Raw genomic sequence first — 17,236 nt, forward strand, 5'->3', positions numbered from 1 at the left:
TGGAATGTGTTGATAAATGTAAATGGTGAAGAAAAAATTGATAATCATGTCTTATTTCGTAAATAAAAAAGATTCAACACTCTCAAAACGAAATTTTTTTAGCACCTTTGCATAGGTGATCCGGTGTAATCAGGCAGGCACTGATCATTGATTGAAAGGATATTGAGGAGATAAAAAATCTTAGAAACTAAAATATATATATCGATATGATTAATAAGACTTTGTACAGGAAATGGTTCCTATTTCTTGTTTACTTTGTTTTTTGCGGCCTACAGGCATTCGCAGCAGGGGATTCTGCCAGTCCTCTGGAAATAACAGTTTTGGTGGTTGTTCTTATTCTGGTATTGCTGTTTATCGGTGCAGCTTTCTATATAAGAAAGATGTATAGCGGTTTTACGGGTCAGTCTCAGGCAATAGTAAAGGAAAACGAGTTGCTGGCAATGAAACAAAAGGAGGCTGACCGAAAATGTAAAGAGTTGGAAGCTGCTAAAAAAGAATTGGAGGAACAGAAGCATGCAATAGAAGAGCAGAAGCAAACTATCGAAGAACAAGCAGCGGAGCTCGAATCAGAGAAAAACGAACTTCTTCAAAAAATTACTGCCCAGGAAACGGCTATCTCTACATTGAACAGTAATAAAAAAGACCTGGAGCAACTGCTTGTTTCCAAAATAAAAGAGAGCGATGCCATGCAGCGCGAGGTTGCCGACAAACTGGCGGAAGCCGAATCCCGCCTGAAAGAAGCCGAACTGATCCATGATAATTTCTTTATCGAGACCATCCATGAGATGCGTACTCCTCTTTCGTTGGTGCTGGGTTCGTTGGCGTTGGTGGTGCAGAATAAGGATGAAAACGAGGATATGTCGACCCAGCTGCTTTCTGCCTATCGTAATACGCTGGCCTTGCAGGACCTTGCCGACCAGCTGATCGGAACACGCCGCGCCAATGATGTTGCCAACTATCTGCGTATCGCCCGTTACGACTTGATTGAGATATCCCGCCAGATATGTGACTTGTTTGTCGACTGGGTGGCTATGAATAACGTCGATTTCCAGGTCAATACCCAGACGGCTGTGTTATGGATCTGGCTGGACCGGCGTAAAATGGAATATGCTTTACGTACATTATTATCTAATGCATTCAAAAATACATTCGTTTACGGAAAAGTTACGCTGGATATTTCCGTGGTCCGCAAGGACGGCAGGGCCTACTGCGCTGTATCCGTACAGGACGAGGGGTTGAATGAAGATGAAAGTGCCCGCCGCGGTTTGAGGCAGGTGCACGATATGACGGAGGATATAGGCGGATTCTACAGCAATGAAACGACCGCTTCGGGTACGACCTACACATTATTAATACCGCTGGGCAAACAGCATCTGATGGAACGCCGTGTGGAATTTGTGGAACCGGAAGCCGACCTGGTGAAACTGAATGACCGCCAGAAGGAAGAAATTGCCGAATTTATCCAGGTGATCCCGCAGAAGAAGACTACCGGTAAGAAAATCCTCGTTATCGACGACAGCGACCAGATACGCTGGTTCCTGAAACATGTCTTTGCGAAAGAATATGAGATACTGGAGGCGCGTAACGGGGAAGAAGGTTTGAGTGTTGCTTTTGCCGCCAATCCGGACCTGATTCTTTGCGATGTGATGATGCCTGTCAAAGACGGGTTCGAAACCTGTAAGGAGTTGAAGGCCGATCCCCGTACTTCGCAGACCCCTGTTGTCATGCTGACGGCAAAGGTGGAGAGTGAGGATGTCATTGTCGGTCTTGAAGCCGGTGCGGATGATTATATCACGAAGCCTTTCGATGTTGAGATTCTGCGTAGTAAATTGAATAACCTGGTGAAACGGCGTGAACAGTTGAAGCAGTTCTTCACCAAGACGCTTGCAGGAACGGCTCCCCAGGAACCGGACGAAAACGAACCGGGCATACCGAGCAATCCGTTCATGGATCTGGTCGTGAAGAATATCGAAATGCATTTGGACGATTCGACTTTCGAAGCCAAAGTGCTGGCGGATTCATTGAATATGAGTTTGCCGACCTTATATCGTAAGATCAAGCAATTCTCCGATTGCAGTATCCTGGAGCTGACCCGTACGATCCGTCTGAAAAAAGCCGCCGAACTGATCCGGACCCAGCAATACTCCGTACAGGAAGTGGCTGAACTGGTCGGCTTCAACGATACCGCCACGTTCCGCAAACGCTTCACCGAGCAATATGGCACAACACCTTCGCAGTACGGGCAGCCGTAAGGTTAAAATCTGTTCTGGCGGGCTCAAGCCCGCCAGTTTTAAATTATTCTTTTATCCGGAGGTTATTTTCCTTTATTAAATGTTCGATTTCAGTAATGCTGATGGAGTCTTGTTCTGTTCGAATCTTCCTTATACCTCGACCCAAATCGGTTCCGGTTTCAGGATTATCTATTAATTCCTCTTGCAAATTCATAAGGTCCTTTTTCAAGGAACGATACTTTTTGCTTAAGTGCTTCAACTCCTTTAAAAATGTCGGAGCTGTGACTATGTTATAGTTCATCAATTACTTCCTGGAGGGTTTTTAATTTCTGTCCTGTACGTTTGGCTTCGGCTACTTCTTTTAGTCCGCATGATATACCGGCAAGTATTTCTTCTTTACTTATCGTTTCTTTTTCATATTCTTGCTTAAGGATTTGGTTTATAGATCGTTTCAATTTATTGAAGAGTGCTGTATCTTCAATATTCAGAATTTGGCGAGCCAACATTGCCTTATCCACTTCTAATTTTACATTTGCATCCATCTTGTTTCTATTTTAAGGTTTGTCATACAAACATAGATAAAATATTCTGTCTATGCAAATTCCCTAAAAACTCGTTTTAAACGAACCGTCATTTCGTTTAAAACGAGTTTTTTTTCGTTTAAAACGGACTGTAGGCTCGTTTAAAACGAATTTTCGCCCGTTTAAAACAAGATTTGGGCTTTCGGGCTGACTTTTACTGATATCATACTATCTAACTTGACGGTTATCAGTGAGTTGTACTGAAAAGTATATACAACTACCGGAGATGTCATTTTGTTTTTTTGCCATTGATATCTTCCAGCAAATATTTACCGGGTTTGAACTTGACTGTCGTTCTTGCCTCGATCATTACCGGGTCTCCGTTTTTGGGATTGCGTGCCATACGGGCAGTTTGCGGTCGCGGAGTCAATGTACCGAAGCCAATAATAACTATTTCTTCTTTCTGGCACATTTTTTCTGTTACGATCTCGATGTAAGACTCCAACACTTTTTTAGCCTTTTGCTTGCTCAGGCCGGATTTCTCCGCCAATGCTACAATGAGTTCTGCTCTGTTCATGAGTATTTTTCTTTAATGATTAATAATTCGACAAAGCTAATGAAAACAAGCGATCTAATTGAAATCTTTGGCCTATAAATATTGTCGGACCCTGCAAAAGATATTTTTACCCCTTTTTTGAGAGTCTTACATTTGTTGAGAATCGCATTGAAAGAACCGTTGAAAAACATTTAGAGTTTCACCGCTATTTATTGATACTGATACCTATTCAGCTTTTTTTAGGACTGCCATACCTTTGCAATGTCATCAGGAAACAAATTATCGTATAGGGTAAAAATGATAATCCTCTCATGGCTGAAACTAGTATTTTATTAAACGTATATTATATAACTTTTAAATTTAAAGAATATGAAACTAAGAAATTTATTATTCGGTACAATGATCGCTTGTGCGTTCGTTGCTTGTTCTAACGATGACGATCCTACTCCTAATCCGACTCCCGATGGCGGTGATGGTAAAACTTATGTTGAAGTTAATGCAAAATCAATTGAAACAAAAGCTAATGCTGATGCTACTATTTCCTCTCTGACTTTGATTGTGGCTGATAATGATGGTAAAATTGAAGCAATTGCAAGTGATGCTTCAAAAGACAAAGGGAAAGGTGATCTATCCCGTAAGGTTGCCGTTACCCCTGGTCGAAAGAAAGTGGTTATGCTTGCAAATGTAACTGTTAATGCAGGTTTTGTGGGAAAATCTCTAACTGATCTTGCAGCTGAAACAAATAGCATTGCTTCTGAAACAGATGGTAATCTGTCAATGAACTCTGTTGTTTATGATATTGATGTGGTGGCAAATGTTACAAATTATTTAGGATATGATAAAGCTAATGACGGAAATAATTATATAGACAAAGCTCCTACAGATGGAGTGAAATTGTATCGTAATGTTGCAAAAGTTGTTCTTAGTAAGATTTCTGTAGCAGACGTATTAGGTGAAGACAATACTCACTATCCAAATGCAGCATTGGATGTAAAACAAGTATATATTGCTAATGCAAAGGACAAGACATCAATCCTTCCTAGTGATTTTACTGAATGGGGTGAAACTCAAGTTTCGAGTAGTTTTAATTGGTTGGCAGGTGTTACTACAACTGCAGAAAGTAGTGATGATGTTAAATTCAAAGTGGAAGAGGTTAGCGACGCAACAGATAGTTATGCAGAAAGTTATTCTGGTAAAGTAATCAATGCAAAAGGAGAAAACGAATTTGATAAATCATTTTATGTATATGAGAACAATTCTGAAAATGACGTAAAAACTGATGCCAAAACTTTGTTGGTAATCAAAGGTGACTTCTCTTATGAAACTGCTGAGAAAGATGAATCTGGCAACCAGGTACGTACAACAATGCCCAATAGATATTATACAATCGCCATAGGTCGTACAGGATTTGAGAATGGTTTCTCTCTCCCCACTGATTTTGGCGCACTTCGTGGTGGAGCTGACGGTATCAATGGCGCTACTGCAGGACATGCCTTTGATGTTTTACGTAACTTGCAATACAATATCTCTTTGACAGTGAAAGGTATTGGTTATAAAACACCGGGTGGTAAAGGTGATTCACAAATGTTGGATGTTCAGGTTCAGGTTGTACCTTTCGGATATGTTAATCAAGATGTAACAATCGAATAATCCGGATTATTCAGAAAAAATAGAAAGCCCTCGGTGATTCCGGGGGCTTTTGGCTTTTTATATAATATTTGATAAGGGGTATTGGGTAAAGTTTATTTAGGAGTATTGAGTATTTTATCAAATATTCAATCTTAAAAACCTATGCAAAACTATCATTTTTAAGAGTGATAGATTTGTCTATTAATATAGAGAGAACCACCTATTCAAATGTTGAAACAGAGAACTTATTTTTGTATTGTCAATAAGAAAAAACGAAAAAATCTATAAATATGAAGTTCTATAGTTCTTTTTTAACAATTTTATCCGCGCTTGTTTTATGTATATCATGTTCTGAACATGATGTCATAGAGGAAAATACGGAACCGGAAATCGTCTATGACGCAACGTTTTCGTTATCTGTCAATCATACTGAAAAGGCTAAAACAAAGTCTAAGGAGGTAGGCAAAGTCGAAAGTAATAACTATATGTTTATTAAATCTTTGTCTTTAGCTGTTTTTCAGGGAGGTAAGTTGGTGGCTTTTTCAGAAGAAGAAGATGGTGAAAATGGCGTTTATCGGATCGAGGAGGTAGCAGTTCCGTCCGGAAACGTAAAGGTGGTTCTTTTAGCTAATGTGAAGGTGGGTGAACAGTATAAGAAACTGAATAATACAAAACTGTCTGACTATGAAGAAATGACTGTTTCTCTGGATGATGAAATAAATGGTTCTTTGTCTATGAGTAGCGGTTTTCTGGATTATAGTTTTAATCCGGGATATAATTTTGTAGGGTATGGAAGTAAAGGAGAAGAAGTAACAGTGGATCACAGTGGAGTTTCGGTGAGTGGAGTTGAATTGTCTGGTGAAAAGATCAAGATGGTAAGAAATGTATCTCGCGTTGAGCTAGCTGTTGTGTATTTGAAGCCAAACTCCGAGTATTTGGGAGAAGGTAATGTTACTTTTACAATAAAAGATTTTTTTGTAGCTAATGTAAAGAGTAAATCAAAACTGATTTTTGATAAAGGCGCTTCCGTTGAGTGTGAGACTTCTGATTTATGGTGTGGTAACTTTCCTACGGGAACAGGTAGCTTAGAGCCGAATACAAAAAAAAATTTCTTGTTTTATGATGTGACAAATCCTCCTTTAAATCATACCCTAATGAATGAATTATATCCTTTTGTGAATAATGATATAATTGTTTGTTCTGGTAATATTTTTGGACTTGATGAAAATAATAAAAATGTTGTTTCTCAAACGATTAACTATGATCCAAAAGCAGACTCTAAAGAGCCCCCTCATATAGGATATTCGGCAGGGTTTCCTTTAGGAACCTACTTCCATATTTACGAAAATAAAGATTTAGGAACCAATCGCACTCTTTTTGTTGTAAAAGGCGATTATACTTATAATCCGGTGAAGGGACAGATGAAAGTTTGGAAGGACAGATATTATACGGTAGTTGTGAATAAAGACAATAAAAAATCCGATCATGAGTATATCAAGCATAATTATCTATATGATATAAGTTTGACTATTGCCGGTCCCGGCTCTGAGAATCCATTCGATCCGGAAAGTACAGCTGATATTTCAGTTGCGATTGATGTGAAAGATTGGGATGTGGTCGATCAAAATGAATCTCTTGATTAAAAGATAATAATATAGGGTAAACGAAAATTAATTTATTATGAAACATATATTATTGACAAAGCAATTTCTGTTACTGGTTCTTTCTACGATATTATTATTGTCGACCAGTTGTATCAAAGACGACCTGGACGAGTGTTCGAACCTGACTTTGAAAGTCGTGAACTATAAAAATGACGATGTCACACCGCTGGGCGCTGTGAAGGACGTGTCGTTGTATGTATTCGACGAGAATAAGACCTTGTTGGAAACGGTTCAACTGGATCAGGATTTTATAGTGAACAGGAAAGCGATCGCGTTGAACTATCCGGAAGGAAAAAAACTGACCTTAGTGGCTTATGGTAACTTGTCAGGAGGAAACCAGATTGTGAAGGCCGGTACGAAAGCAGAAGAACTGCTGGTGTCTGTGAAAACCGCTGCTGACGGACTGGCTTCTTCGCCCGACTCCATCTTTTATGGTAATAAAGTCGTTGAAACATACGGCGCAGGCGGTTTCGTCGGTGGTAATCAGGAAATCGTGATACAGCCACGGACGGGGACGCTTACAATGCAAACCGTCAATTTGTCGAAAGCAGCTAAAAGACGTGGCTTATTGAAATCGGATGCCGAAGAAACGTATCAGTTTCAGGTAGACCGTACCATTGAAAGTCTCGATTATAATGGCGAGGAAACCGGCAATACGGTTTATTACAAGCCGGGTGGAGTATTGAAGAACCAGGAATGGATCACTCCTGAAAGAACCAATATGTATGACAACAAGAATCTGGAAGGTACGATCTATTATAATGGTGCGGAGTTGCAAAGCGTGGAAGTAGGAACCTATGCCGACGGAACTGTCGGCCCTATCACTGTGCAACCGCAGCAAAACACACTTGTGCAATTTGAATGGGATGAAAACGGCGCTTTTTTGGGTGCTAAAGTGAAAGTAACTCCTTGGGGAGTAGTTGACAACGATATTGACTGGTAATTTTTAAAAGAACGCAATATGAAAAATATAAATATAATCAAGCTATTCGCTTTGTTCTGCAGCGCAGTAATGATCGTGTCGTGTTCCAATGAGGACCTCGACCGCAAAGACGGCCCGACAGTCCCCGAAGGATTACCCGTCACCTTGAAACTTTCCGTCGGTACCCCCGAGGTGCCCGTGGTCGAAACAAGGGCGGTGGAGAATGGTGATAAAACATTTGGAGAGATAAAAAATGTAGGTGTTCTTTCCTATAATTCAGAAGGCGGAGATGTTTGTGCTACTTATGTGTCAGGTCAGACTACCGACATTTCTTTTAATACAAAAACGGGAAATCGTAAGACTTATGTATTGGTAAATTTGCCTGAGAGTTTGCAAAGTGAAGAAGCGTTGAAAACGACATTTGCAAACGATGGTGATATATTTAATTATCAAATAGATAATAATGTAGTGAAGCCAACTGAACCTACTGGTGAGGAAATGATGATGGGGTATGTTGTTCTTAAAAGTAGTGAAGATGATAGCAATGATAGATATCAATCAAATTATACAGAAAGTAACCCGAAAAATCGTCAAAAAGCTTCAGCAGATGTGATTTCTATTGAATCAGCCGATCAGTCTTTTTATGCGAGTGTAACACCTCCTTATTCGCATGTTGATTTTGTTATTGATAATAAATGTCGTAGCTTGGATAATGAAAATGCGGGCATAAGGGTTACTATTACTTCTATTTCTGTACATAATTTACCAACAAAATACTCTCTTTTCCCAAGTGCATGGACGCTTTCAGACGTGCATAAGAATGCTGTTTATATAAAGAGTAGCAATGATCAATCGTTAGAGGGGACTAATTTTTATATGTATGAGAATGCACAGGGAGTGAATGAGGAACTTAGTAGTGCTGATCAAAAAACTAAACGACCTATTGGTATTGAGATGCCAGAGGAACTTCAAAATATAGATTCTGATCCATTCGGTAACTGGGAATCATTATGGACGAATACTGCATGTACTTATATTCAAGTAGAAGGTTATTACGCTAAATGGAGGAAAAGCACAGATCAAGAAGAAGGGCAAAAAACTGTTGGTGATATTCGCTATCGTTTCTTTTTGGGAGAAAATAATTATAATAGTCTGGATGTTAAAAGAAATAGAAAATATACAGTCCATCTGGAGTTAAGTTCAGATGCCGGATATAATGAAATAAAAGTAAATTGGCGTGTCGCTGCTGATCTAAAGACAATAGGTTTTTCTCGTCGTTCGGTTATTATGGATGGAGAAGGTAGTTATGTATATCCATTTCGAATTATAAATAATACTGACCAAGAAGTTACTATTGTAATTGAAAATTATACCTGGGGACCTTGGAAGGTTAAAGCCGAAAATGGCACTGCTTCTGAGTCCGGAAGTATTACAGGTGTAGCAAATAAAGGTGGTACGTATTTTGAAATGACTTCTAATGAACCGGCTGTTGTTGGCTCTTCTGTAAGTGGTGCTGTATCTACTTGGAATACCGATGATCCATTAACAAAAATAACAAATGTTGATCAAAATTCGCCAACTGACAAGAGTTCATTATTTAATAAAATTCGTCGTGGTTCTATTTATCGCGAAAGAACAGTTACTGCATCTTTAGGAGAAAGTGTAGTGGATCAAATATTTATTCGGCAGTATCCTTTACTCTATTTACCTGTATCAGGAGCTTCTGTTGGAAAAGGACCTTATGTGGAGAGAATAGAAGAAGAAGGTACTGTTACTACTCTAGAGGCAGCAAAAGCTAGATGTAAAAAATTGCAAGATTTTGTAGGAAGTAGTGCTGCTTATACATGGCGGTTGCCTACTAAGGATGAGCTTAATATGATGAGAGCAGATAACACTAAAGATTTGCTTTATGAATTGCACCAAGGTTCATATTGGACTTCAGATGGGCTTGTAGATTTAAATGGATCTGTTAGTCAATCGGGTATTGGATATGTTCGTTGTGTATTACAACAAGGTCCTTCTGGTTCTTTTTGATTAATTACATAATATCATAGCATATGAAACTAACAAACATATTTCTCTCAACGTTGGCAGTTCTTTTGTGTGCTGCCTGTTCCAAGGATGACGATTCATCCAGGAATGAAAATGCGGATGCTAAAGTGAGCATTGTCGTGAAAGCTGCCGGTAGAACGGAAACGAAGGCTTTTCATCCCAACGATGAAAATGAACTTTCAGGAGAAGCTAAAGTGAACAGCCTGGCTGCATTTGTCTTTAATCAGACTGGTACGGAACTTTTCGGATACAAATGGCAGAATACTGCACCCGACGAAGGCGAAACGTCTATTCTCAATGTTCCGGCTAAAGCTGATCTGGCACAAATCGTGCTTATCTCTAATGTGCCCGAAAATAGCCTTGACGGAGTGAAGAATTATAGCGAACTCGAAGCACGCTTGGCTAAACTCGCCGATCAGTCACAAAATAACCTCGTGATGAGCAGCCAGGTTATTACAACTGAAAAAACTCTGGTCGCCGACGAAAACTATCTGGGATACTCTTCTATGGGCGAAGATAATATCAACGGTATCAGCCAACCTATCGAAATAACCCGCTTGGTGGCGCGGCTCGATCTGGTCGATGCTAAGACGAAGTTTACGAAAAAATCGTTGATCGACCGTTCGGTCAGAATCGATGAAGTACGTATACTCAACCAGAACACCGCTTCCCGCTATTTCAGCCGCGGATATTGGGGCGCTGTCATGGTGGACGGTAACCTGGCAAACAGCGAAGCAACTACGCTAAACCGCGTTATCTCTAACACCGCCGGATTCAGCGATACTCCCTATGTGCATTATGTGATGGAAAACGATGGATCGGAAGCCCCCACCACCCTGCAGGTCAAAGCTACACTGCTGGCAACGGATAAATACAAGGCGCAGACCAAGACGTTTACCGCCGTGATCAACAATAATGGACTGGAAAACAATTATAATCATAATTTCATCAAACGAAATTATGTCTATAAGCTCCATATCTCTTTCGGAGATAATAGTTTCGAAGAAGAAGATGCAACACTGGATGTTCAGGTACAGGTGGTAAGCTGGGGACCGGTCAGCCAGAATGTGGAAATCTGATTGTATAGGGTAATGAATGGTAGAACAAAATAAACGAATTATAATTATGAAACTAAGAAATTTATTAATAGCATCTTTGGCAATCTGCTCAATGGCATCCTGCACAAAAGACGATGACGGATTATCCACACCTCAGGAAGTGGATGCCTACTTCTCTATTGCGGCTACTTCCAATCAGATGACAAAATCATCTACTAGAGCTGGTGATAATAATGAAGGTGAAGGCGAAAACCAAGGGAAAACAGACGCTGGTACGGGAAATGAAGCAAAGATAAATTCGCTGACAGCCTATGTGTTTAATGCTGATGGGAAGTATGTAATTAGTAAACATGTGTCTTTAGGTAATGGAGGAGATGGAGATGCAAAGGCAGGTACAGAAAATGAAGATTATTCTGTAAATGATGGTTCTATTATAGCCATCAAAGGTATTCACGTAAAAGTGGCTAAACCTGCCCTGGAAAAGGGGGCTTCAGCTTCTAAATTTCAAGTTGTGCTGTTGGCAAATACAACACCTCGTTCAGTGGCGGATCTTGACGCTTTAAAAAAGGAGCAAATCGCTGATATTACTACATATAGTGACGCAGGAACAGGTGTAGCCTATTTACCGATGCATAGTGCAGTGTTATCTGTTGGCGGATTAAAAATATCTTATGAAACAGAGAATGGTACAACTAAACATGTATTGAATTGGTATGCAGGTGCAAATGAATCGAAACAGGCAGAAACTGATGATGGTACTCATAATGTAGCTGTACCTGACGGTAGTAAGTCAGTTTCAATGGTCCGTTCTGTAGCACGTGTTCAATTTGTTTCTTTGAAAACGGACTTTTCTGCATTACAGTATAAAAATTTGACTTTGACTGTTAAATCTATATTCCTGGCAAATGTTCGCGCTGATGCGACTGTTATGGGAAAAGAGAATCAGGAGGCAGATTTTTATAGAGGTGCTCCGGCTAAATTCGATATAATCCAGGATTTGATTGACTCAAAAGGCAGTATAAAAGGCTGTTTCAAGAAAGATTATTCAGGTGGTTTTTTAGTTGGTGATAATAGTCAGGATTTGTCATTCGATACTTATATTACAGCCAATAGTCCTGAATCAACACAAGGAATTGAAGGTGAGAGCGGAGCTTACCAAACTCGTTTGGTTATTGAAGGTGAATTGAAAGATAATGGAACTTCTTTGGGAACAAGATATTTCCATATTCCTTTGAAGTTTGAGGATGGTACTACTGAAGGAAACGTGGTAAGTAACAAGTTTTATAAAGTCTCGGCTGTTATCACGGGTGAAGGTAGTCCGAATCCGGATGAGATCCTGGAAAATACTTGTGTGAACTTCACTATTAAGGTCGCTCCCTGGAATGTTTATGAACAGAATGAATCGGATACAAACTAATTAAAAAATTGCAATTTTAATCTTAGCAGACGATAATAAGGGGAATGGCGGTGTGTCTTTTTGACATACCGCCATTCTCATTTTGGGGGTTAAAACTCTCAAATAGCAGAATTGTATAATTTTACCTATCTTTTTGTATGTTACACCTTTGTTGAATAGGAATCTCTGTGATACTCTGTTTGCTTTGTGGTATTTCTATCGCATTAAAGGGTACATCTATCAATTTTCGGAGTGGCGTTTTTACCCCCTAATCTTGAAAGTTTCGCCTATCTTATCCTATGGCTATTCGCAATACTTTTGCAATACAATCACAAACGAAATAAAAGTATTGGGTTATGAAACTTAGAAATATAATATTAGCAATCTCTTTAATCTTTGTCGCTTTTTCTTGTTCAATGGAAGACGATACGATTATGAATGACGTAGAAAACGGCATTGCAGAAGAATCTGAAATGTTTACAGCCATAAATTTTGGCCTCACTACCTCTGATATGACTACTAAGTCTAAAACGACTGTAGGGGCTGCTGATTCTCAAGATGCGGATGATAAAGAAATGACAGTTTCTTCTTATGATATTTTTTTACTGGAAGATAACAACGTTATTGGTATAATAAGAAAAGGTGGTGATGTTTCAAGCGAAACTTCAGATGGTATAACCTTAAAAAATTCTGAGTTTGTAACGAAATATAAAGATGGTCGCACAATAACTGCTTATGTAGTTGTTAATGCAACAACGTATAAAAGTGATGCAATTACAGACGATCCTTTTAATACTATTAAAATAGGTGATTCGAAAGAAGATATTGAACAAACAGAAATTTTTGGTCACTTGACTGCTGAATCTTTAGTGAAGGTTGGTGAAACTTCATTTATTATTGATGGAACTTTTCCGAAGTCGAAATCTGTAAATGTGGGAAGTCCAAAATCTATTAATGTTGAAGTAAAGCATGTTGCTGCCCGTTTGGAGTTCAGTAAATTTAATGTTATAGATAAAGGTGGTGTGGTAGAAGAAAAAAATCTTAATCCTTGTACTGTTAATTTGTTAGCTGCTGAATTTAGAAATATTCAAGAGAAAGGACTACTTAATGGAGCAGGAGCAAATGCCTTTTCTAAAAAGGTAATAAGTTTTAAAGCTGAGCAATCGCCAATTCTCACAGCTTATAGTTATAGAAATGACGGATATGATGATCAATATGTAGAATTGTATATTAAGTTTTCTGTTGAATATAATGGTCATGCTAAAGAATATGAAAAAACATACGTAGTGAATCCTAAGAGTGATAATAAGGGATCTGTTCTTGGCGGTAATCTTTATAAGATTGTTGTTAATATGGAAGTTTCTCCAAAATGGGTAGATGCTAATATCACATTAACTACAGAGGATTGGTTTTCTCATGATTTAGGCGAGGTTGACTTATAATAATATACTATATTGAAAGTCTTTAAAAGAAAGTATTGACGGTAAAATTATACAAATTATGAAAAGTAAAAATATATTCTTAACGATTGCATTTTCTCTGTTGGTGTTTGGTGCCTGTACAGAAGAAGAAATAATAGATGCTCCTGATGTGCAGGGAAAAGGTGATCTAGTATTAGAGTTGAGCTCTTCCTCTATCCAGACGGATGATATAACAAAGGCGGCTTCGAAGGACGAATCGCTGGCACCTATTGATAATGAAAAAAATGTGAAAGATGTTTATGTTTTTGTCTTTGATCAAAGTGGTAAAATTGTTGGTAGCCCAAACTATTTTAATTTTGGGTCGACAAAAGCTAATGGTACTTCTTCGGCGAATAAAACTGTTGTTATTGAAGCTCTTGATTTTGGTAGGTATGATTTTTGGGCTGTCGCTAATCCTACGAAGGATGACTATACAAACTGCAAAAATCTAACCTCTCTGCAAAAAATTATCGAAGGTGTTGAAAGCTATAACGAGGCATTTAGTGCTGATGCTTTAGTTAAGGTCGGAAGTAAAACAAACGTCGATTTTAAAGGCGGAGCAAATAGTGTTCAGATAAAGATGACTCAGTTGTCTGCACGTGTCGAGGTTGCTTTTAAACTTGGATTGGAAGGGAATGCACAATTGTCAGTAATTCCAACCGTTTCAAATATACGAACGCAAGCTTGGATAACAGATCCAATGAAGGTTGATGGCTGTTCCGAGAATGGAAAATATCAAGGAAGTTCGTTGACGCTTGATAAAGAAGGAACTCAGAATATTGTTTTTTATACTTATGGAAAAACAAAGGATAATCATTTAAATGTGAGTTTAGCAGGAAACATCGGTAAGGATACATATTCTTCTTCTTTTAATATTAATGTTCCCGATAATATTACTAAAGGGTGCATTCAGAACGGTCATTCTTACAAAGTTACTGCAGTTATAAAATCAATTCCGGTGACAGGAAAATTGGATGTTGAAATAGAAAGCTTTGAAGAGAAGTCTGTGGATTTTAGCTTTAATTGATGCTTACGATATAGATATAAAGAGTAAATAGTTTTCGGGACTTTCCGTTCTGCCTTCGGCTGTAAATGCCAGGAGGAAGAAAAGGATGTTCCGGAAGCGGCGAAGACGACCGCCCCGTAATCGAATAGTCTCCCCGAATAAATGAATAAAGCAGGCACGGATCGTATTTCGGTTCGTGCCTGTTTTTGTTCAATAAACCTTTGTCTGTCATGAAATAATCACTACATTTGTCGGTGAACATATAAAACTTTATAACTATGAAGTATCTAAATCCGAAAGCCGATTTAACATTCAAGCGGGTATTCGGCGAGCACCCCGATCTGGTGATGAGCCTGCTTAACGCATTGTTGCCTTTGAAAAAAGGCGCAGAGATAACCGAAATCGAGTACTTGCCCGCTGAGATGGTGCCGGAAAATCCCCTACGTAAATACAGTATTGTCGATGTCCGTTGCAAGGACAAGCAAGGTCGTCAGTTCCTGGTCGAGATGCAGATGTTATGGTCGCCTGAATTTTATCAACGCGTATTATTCAATGCCTCCAAAGCTTATGTCCGGCAGCTGGATAAAGGAGAAACGTATGAACTCTTGCAACCTGTTTACTCGCTTAACCTGGTGAACGATATCTTTGAACCGGAACTGGAGGGCTATTATCATCATTATGAACTGGTGCATGTAGAGCACAGCGACAAGGTGATCGACGGTTTACAGCTTATTTTTGTAGAGCTGCCGAAATTTACACCGCATAATTATGCAGAGAAAAAAATGCAGGTACTCTGGCTTCGTTACCTGACAGAGATCAACGAGCGTACGCGTGAGGTTCCGGAAGAACTGCTTTCCAACCCGGAAATAAATAAAGCCCTGACCGAACTGGAAGAATCTGCCTTTACCGAAGAGCAGTTGGCCGGCTACGAACATTTCTGGGACGGCATCAGCGTAGAAAAAACAATCTACAACAGCGCTATCCGAAAAGGCTTGGCAGAAGGCTTGGCAGAGGGCGAAGCAAAAGGTAAAGCGGAAGGCTTGGCAGAGGGCTTGGCAAAAGGCAAAGCAAAATTACATCTTGTAGCTGCCAATATGAAAAAGAAAGGCATAGACCTGGCTTCCATTATCGAATGTACCGGATTGGATGAAAAGACTGTTCGTAACCTTCCGTAACCGGACACGCCTCCACGCCGCCATCCTATCTTTGTATCATAATCGAGAAACAAAGGTGGAGTTAAATCGCCCTAAAGTGCAATAAACGGAAATAAAGTGCCGTATCGTCACGTAAAGACACGTAAGTCTACACCGCCGCAATCGCTTGCCGTACCTTTGTTTCGTAATCATAAAAACAAAGTATTATGGCATTAAAGTATGTAGTAAAGAAAACAGTTTTCGGTTTCGATGAAACTAAGACAGCGAAGTATGTAGCCCGTCCGTTGTTGGCAGGTAGTGTTGATTATTCCGCTCTGTGCGATCAGGTAACCAAGGTAGGACTGGTGCCGCGCGGTGTAGTGAAAATGGTTATCGACGGCGTGATAGATGCCCTCGAATGGAATCTGACCAATCACCTCTCGGTGAAATTGGGGGATTTCGGAACTTTTCGTCCTGCCTTCGGCTGTAAATGCCAGGAAGAAGAAAAGGATGTAACGGCGGATGTATTGCGCCACCGTAAAATTATCTTCACTCCCGGCAGTCATTTCAAAGAGATGCTGCGCAAAGTCAGCATCCAGAAGTTCGACATCCCGGAAACCGATGAAACAGGCGGTTCCGGAAGCGGCGAAGACGACCGCCCCGTAATCGAATAGTCTTCCCCGAATAAATGAATAAAGCAGGCACGGATCGTATATCGGTTCGTGCCTGTTTTGGTTAGTTATAACAGGAATGTTTCGACATTTTCGGATTCTATTCCGAGAAAGTCTGTATTTTCTCGGATTTTCACATGGGATAATCTTAGAAACGGTGATCAACTCGGACTATTTTTACTAGTATGGAAAGTCGGTGTTTCTATCCAGGGTTGGTATTTCTATCAAAAACGGGAAATATGGTAGGATTACCCTATTAACTTGAAAGACTTGCCTATCGTTGGGGATTATCGGAATAACTACTTTTGTAAACGTTGAAAATCTTTCTTTTTATGTAGATTTACAGGGTAGAATGAATAATATAATAATAATGTATATGAAAAAAGTACTTTTCCTCTTTTTGCTTTTGGCAGGTATGACGAATGTCTATGGACAGAAGTTTGCGGTAAAGTCAAATTTACTTTATGATGCGACTGCTACCATTAACCTGGGGGTAGAAGTGGGGTTGGCTCAGAAATGGTCGTTGGACCTGTCGGGTAATTATAACGGTTGGATGCTGGGAGATGAAGCCCGTTTTAAACATTGGCTGATTCAGCCCGAAGCCCGCTATTGGCTGTGTGAAAAATTTAACGGCCATTTCTTTGGCGTACATGCCCATTATGCGGATTATAATGTGGGAGGAATGAAAATTCTGGGTAAGAGTATGGAGGATAGTCGTTATCAGGGAAGCTTGTATGGTGCAGGTTTGTCATACGGATATCAGTGGCTGCTGGGTAGCCATTGGAGTATGGAAGCTGTGATCGGTATCGGCTGGGCACATCTCGATCAGGATAAATATCCTTGTGCTGTTTGCGGAGAACGGTATGATAAGTCAAAAGATTATTTCGGTGTGACGAAAGCGGCTCTTTCTTTTATCTATTTCTTTAAATAAGCAGGA

General features: G+C 39.6%; 14 protein-coding genes. 12 read left to right on the forward strand and 2 right to left on the reverse strand.

The genetic code is table 11. The features are described 5' to 3' along the window. The first annotated feature begins 206 nt into the window (after positions 1–206). On the forward strand, positions 207–2,252 hold the full coding sequence (locus P3L47_RS09080; RefSeq protein ID WP_122363257.1) for a response regulator: 2,046 nt from the start codon (positions 207–209) through the stop codon (positions 2,250–2,252). A 269-nt stretch (positions 2,253–2,521) separates the two neighbouring features. Here the strand turns inward: P3L47_RS09080 and P3L47_RS09085 are convergent, their stop codons facing one another. Both P3L47_RS09085 and P3L47_RS09090 read right to left on the reverse strand, forming a co-directional pair. Continuing rightward, a complete protein-coding gene (locus P3L47_RS09085) occupies positions 2,522–2,773 on the reverse strand; it encodes a hypothetical protein (RefSeq protein ID WP_277783397.1) in 252 nt (83 codons plus the stop codon). Between the two features lie 268 nt (positions 2,774–3,041). Then, positions 3,042–3,329, reverse strand: coding sequence for an HU family DNA-binding protein (locus tag P3L47_RS09090; protein WP_122363258.1), 288 nt, complete (start codon positions 3,327–3,329; stop codon positions 3,042–3,044). 348 nt (positions 3,330–3,677) lie between these two features. On the opposite strand from P3L47_RS09090, the gene P3L47_RS09095 reads away from it, so the two are divergent. The 11 genes from P3L47_RS09095 (at position 3,678) to P3L47_RS09145 (ending at position 17,230) form a co-directional block, all read left to right on the forward strand. Continuing rightward, a complete protein-coding gene (locus P3L47_RS09095) occupies positions 3,678–4,958 on the forward strand; it encodes a fimbrial protein (RefSeq protein WP_277783398.1) in 1,281 nt (426 codons plus the stop codon). Between the two features lie 269 nt (positions 4,959–5,227). Then, positions 5,228–6,580: a fimbrial protein gene (locus tag P3L47_RS09100; protein WP_277783399.1), complete on the forward strand. Its 1,353-nt coding sequence runs from the start codon at positions 5,228–5,230 to the stop codon at positions 6,578–6,580. Between the two features lie 37 nt (positions 6,581–6,617). After that, positions 6,618–7,544: a FimB/Mfa2 family fimbrial subunit gene (locus P3L47_RS09105; RefSeq protein WP_277783400.1), complete on the forward strand. Its 927-nt coding sequence runs from the start codon at positions 6,618–6,620 to the stop codon at positions 7,542–7,544. Between the two features lie 18 nt (positions 7,545–7,562). Next, on the forward strand, positions 7,563–9,557 hold the full coding sequence (locus P3L47_RS09110) for a DUF4906 domain-containing protein (protein ID WP_277783401.1): 1,995 nt from the start codon (positions 7,563–7,565) through the stop codon (positions 9,555–9,557). A gap of 23 nt (positions 9,558–9,580) precedes the next feature. Then, positions 9,581–10,654 (forward strand): fimbrial protein, encoded by a 1,074-nt coding sequence (locus tag P3L47_RS09115; RefSeq protein WP_277783402.1) that lies wholly within the window; start codon positions 9,581–9,583, stop codon positions 10,652–10,654. 46 nt (positions 10,655–10,700) lie between these two features. Next, entirely contained in the window at positions 10,701–12,050 is a 1,350-nt protein-coding gene (locus tag P3L47_RS09120) for a fimbrial protein (protein WP_277783403.1), read from the forward strand. A gap of 335 nt (positions 12,051–12,385) precedes the next feature. After that, positions 12,386–13,471: a hypothetical protein gene (locus P3L47_RS09125; protein WP_277783404.1), complete on the forward strand. Its 1,086-nt coding sequence runs from the start codon at positions 12,386–12,388 to the stop codon at positions 13,469–13,471. Between the two features lie 58 nt (positions 13,472–13,529). Then, entirely contained in the window at positions 13,530–14,516 is a 987-nt protein-coding gene (locus P3L47_RS09130) for a FimB/Mfa2 family fimbrial subunit (protein ID WP_277783405.1), read from the forward strand. 257 nt (positions 14,517–14,773) lie between these two features. Then, complete coding sequence (locus tag P3L47_RS09135; RefSeq protein ID WP_277783406.1) at positions 14,774–15,670, forward strand: Rpn family recombination-promoting nuclease/putative transposase; 897 nt, start codon at positions 14,774–14,776, stop codon at positions 15,668–15,670. A 185-nt stretch (positions 15,671–15,855) separates the two neighbouring features. After that, positions 15,856–16,302 (forward strand): HU family DNA-binding protein, encoded by a 447-nt coding sequence (locus P3L47_RS09140; protein ID WP_277783407.1) that lies wholly within the window; start codon positions 15,856–15,858, stop codon positions 16,300–16,302. Positions 16,303–16,675: 373 nt separating this feature from the next. Further along, on the forward strand, positions 16,676–17,230 hold the full coding sequence (locus tag P3L47_RS09145) for a DUF3575 domain-containing protein (protein WP_122362912.1): 555 nt from the start codon (positions 16,676–16,678) through the stop codon (positions 17,228–17,230). Positions 17,231–17,236 lie beyond the last annotated feature (6 nt).

The sequence above is a fragment of the Parabacteroides chongii genome, from assembly GCF_029581355.1.
Taxonomy (GTDB): Bacteria; Bacteroidota; Bacteroidia; order Bacteroidales; family Tannerellaceae; genus Parabacteroides; species Parabacteroides chongii.

Bases quoted from the DNA above. Each gene is read 5' to 3' on its own strand.
- P3L47_RS09130 (WP_277783405.1), top strand. From the start codon at position 13,530: ATGAAAAGTAAAAATATATTCTTAACGATTGCATTTTCTCTGTTGGTG.
- P3L47_RS09115 (WP_277783402.1), top strand. From the start codon at position 9,581: ATGAAACTAACAAACATATTTCTCTCAACGTTGGCAGTTCTTTTGTGT.
- P3L47_RS09105 (WP_277783400.1), top strand. From the start codon at position 6,618: ATGAAACATATATTATTGACAAAGCAATTTCTGTTACTGGTTCTTTCT.
- P3L47_RS09140 (WP_277783407.1), top strand. From the start codon at position 15,856: ATGGCATTAAAGTATGTAGTAAAGAAAACAGTTTTCGGTTTCGATGAA.
- P3L47_RS09145 (WP_122362912.1), top strand. From the start codon at position 16,676: ATGAAAAAAGTACTTTTCCTCTTTTTGCTTTTGGCAGGTATGACGAAT.
- P3L47_RS09135 (WP_277783406.1), top strand. From the start codon at position 14,774: ATGAAGTATCTAAATCCGAAAGCCGATTTAACATTCAAGCGGGTATTC.
- P3L47_RS09085 (WP_277783397.1), bottom strand. From the start codon at position 2,773: ATGGATGCAAATGTAAAATTAGAAGTGGATAAGGCAATGTTGGCTCGC.
- P3L47_RS09110 (WP_277783401.1), top strand. From the start codon at position 7,563: ATGAAAAATATAAATATAATCAAGCTATTCGCTTTGTTCTGCAGCGCA.
- P3L47_RS09125 (WP_277783404.1), top strand. From the start codon at position 12,386: ATGAAACTTAGAAATATAATATTAGCAATCTCTTTAATCTTTGTCGCT.
- P3L47_RS09100 (WP_277783399.1), top strand. From the start codon at position 5,228: ATGAAGTTCTATAGTTCTTTTTTAACAATTTTATCCGCGCTTGTTTTA.
- P3L47_RS09090 (WP_122363258.1), bottom strand. From the start codon at position 3,329: ATGAACAGAGCAGAACTCATTGTAGCATTGGCGGAGAAATCCGGCCTG.
- P3L47_RS09120 (WP_277783403.1), top strand. From the start codon at position 10,701: ATGAAACTAAGAAATTTATTAATAGCATCTTTGGCAATCTGCTCAATG.
- P3L47_RS09095 (WP_277783398.1), top strand. From the start codon at position 3,678: ATGAAACTAAGAAATTTATTATTCGGTACAATGATCGCTTGTGCGTTC.
- P3L47_RS09080 (WP_122363257.1), top strand. From the start codon at position 207: ATGATTAATAAGACTTTGTACAGGAAATGGTTCCTATTTCTTGTTTAC.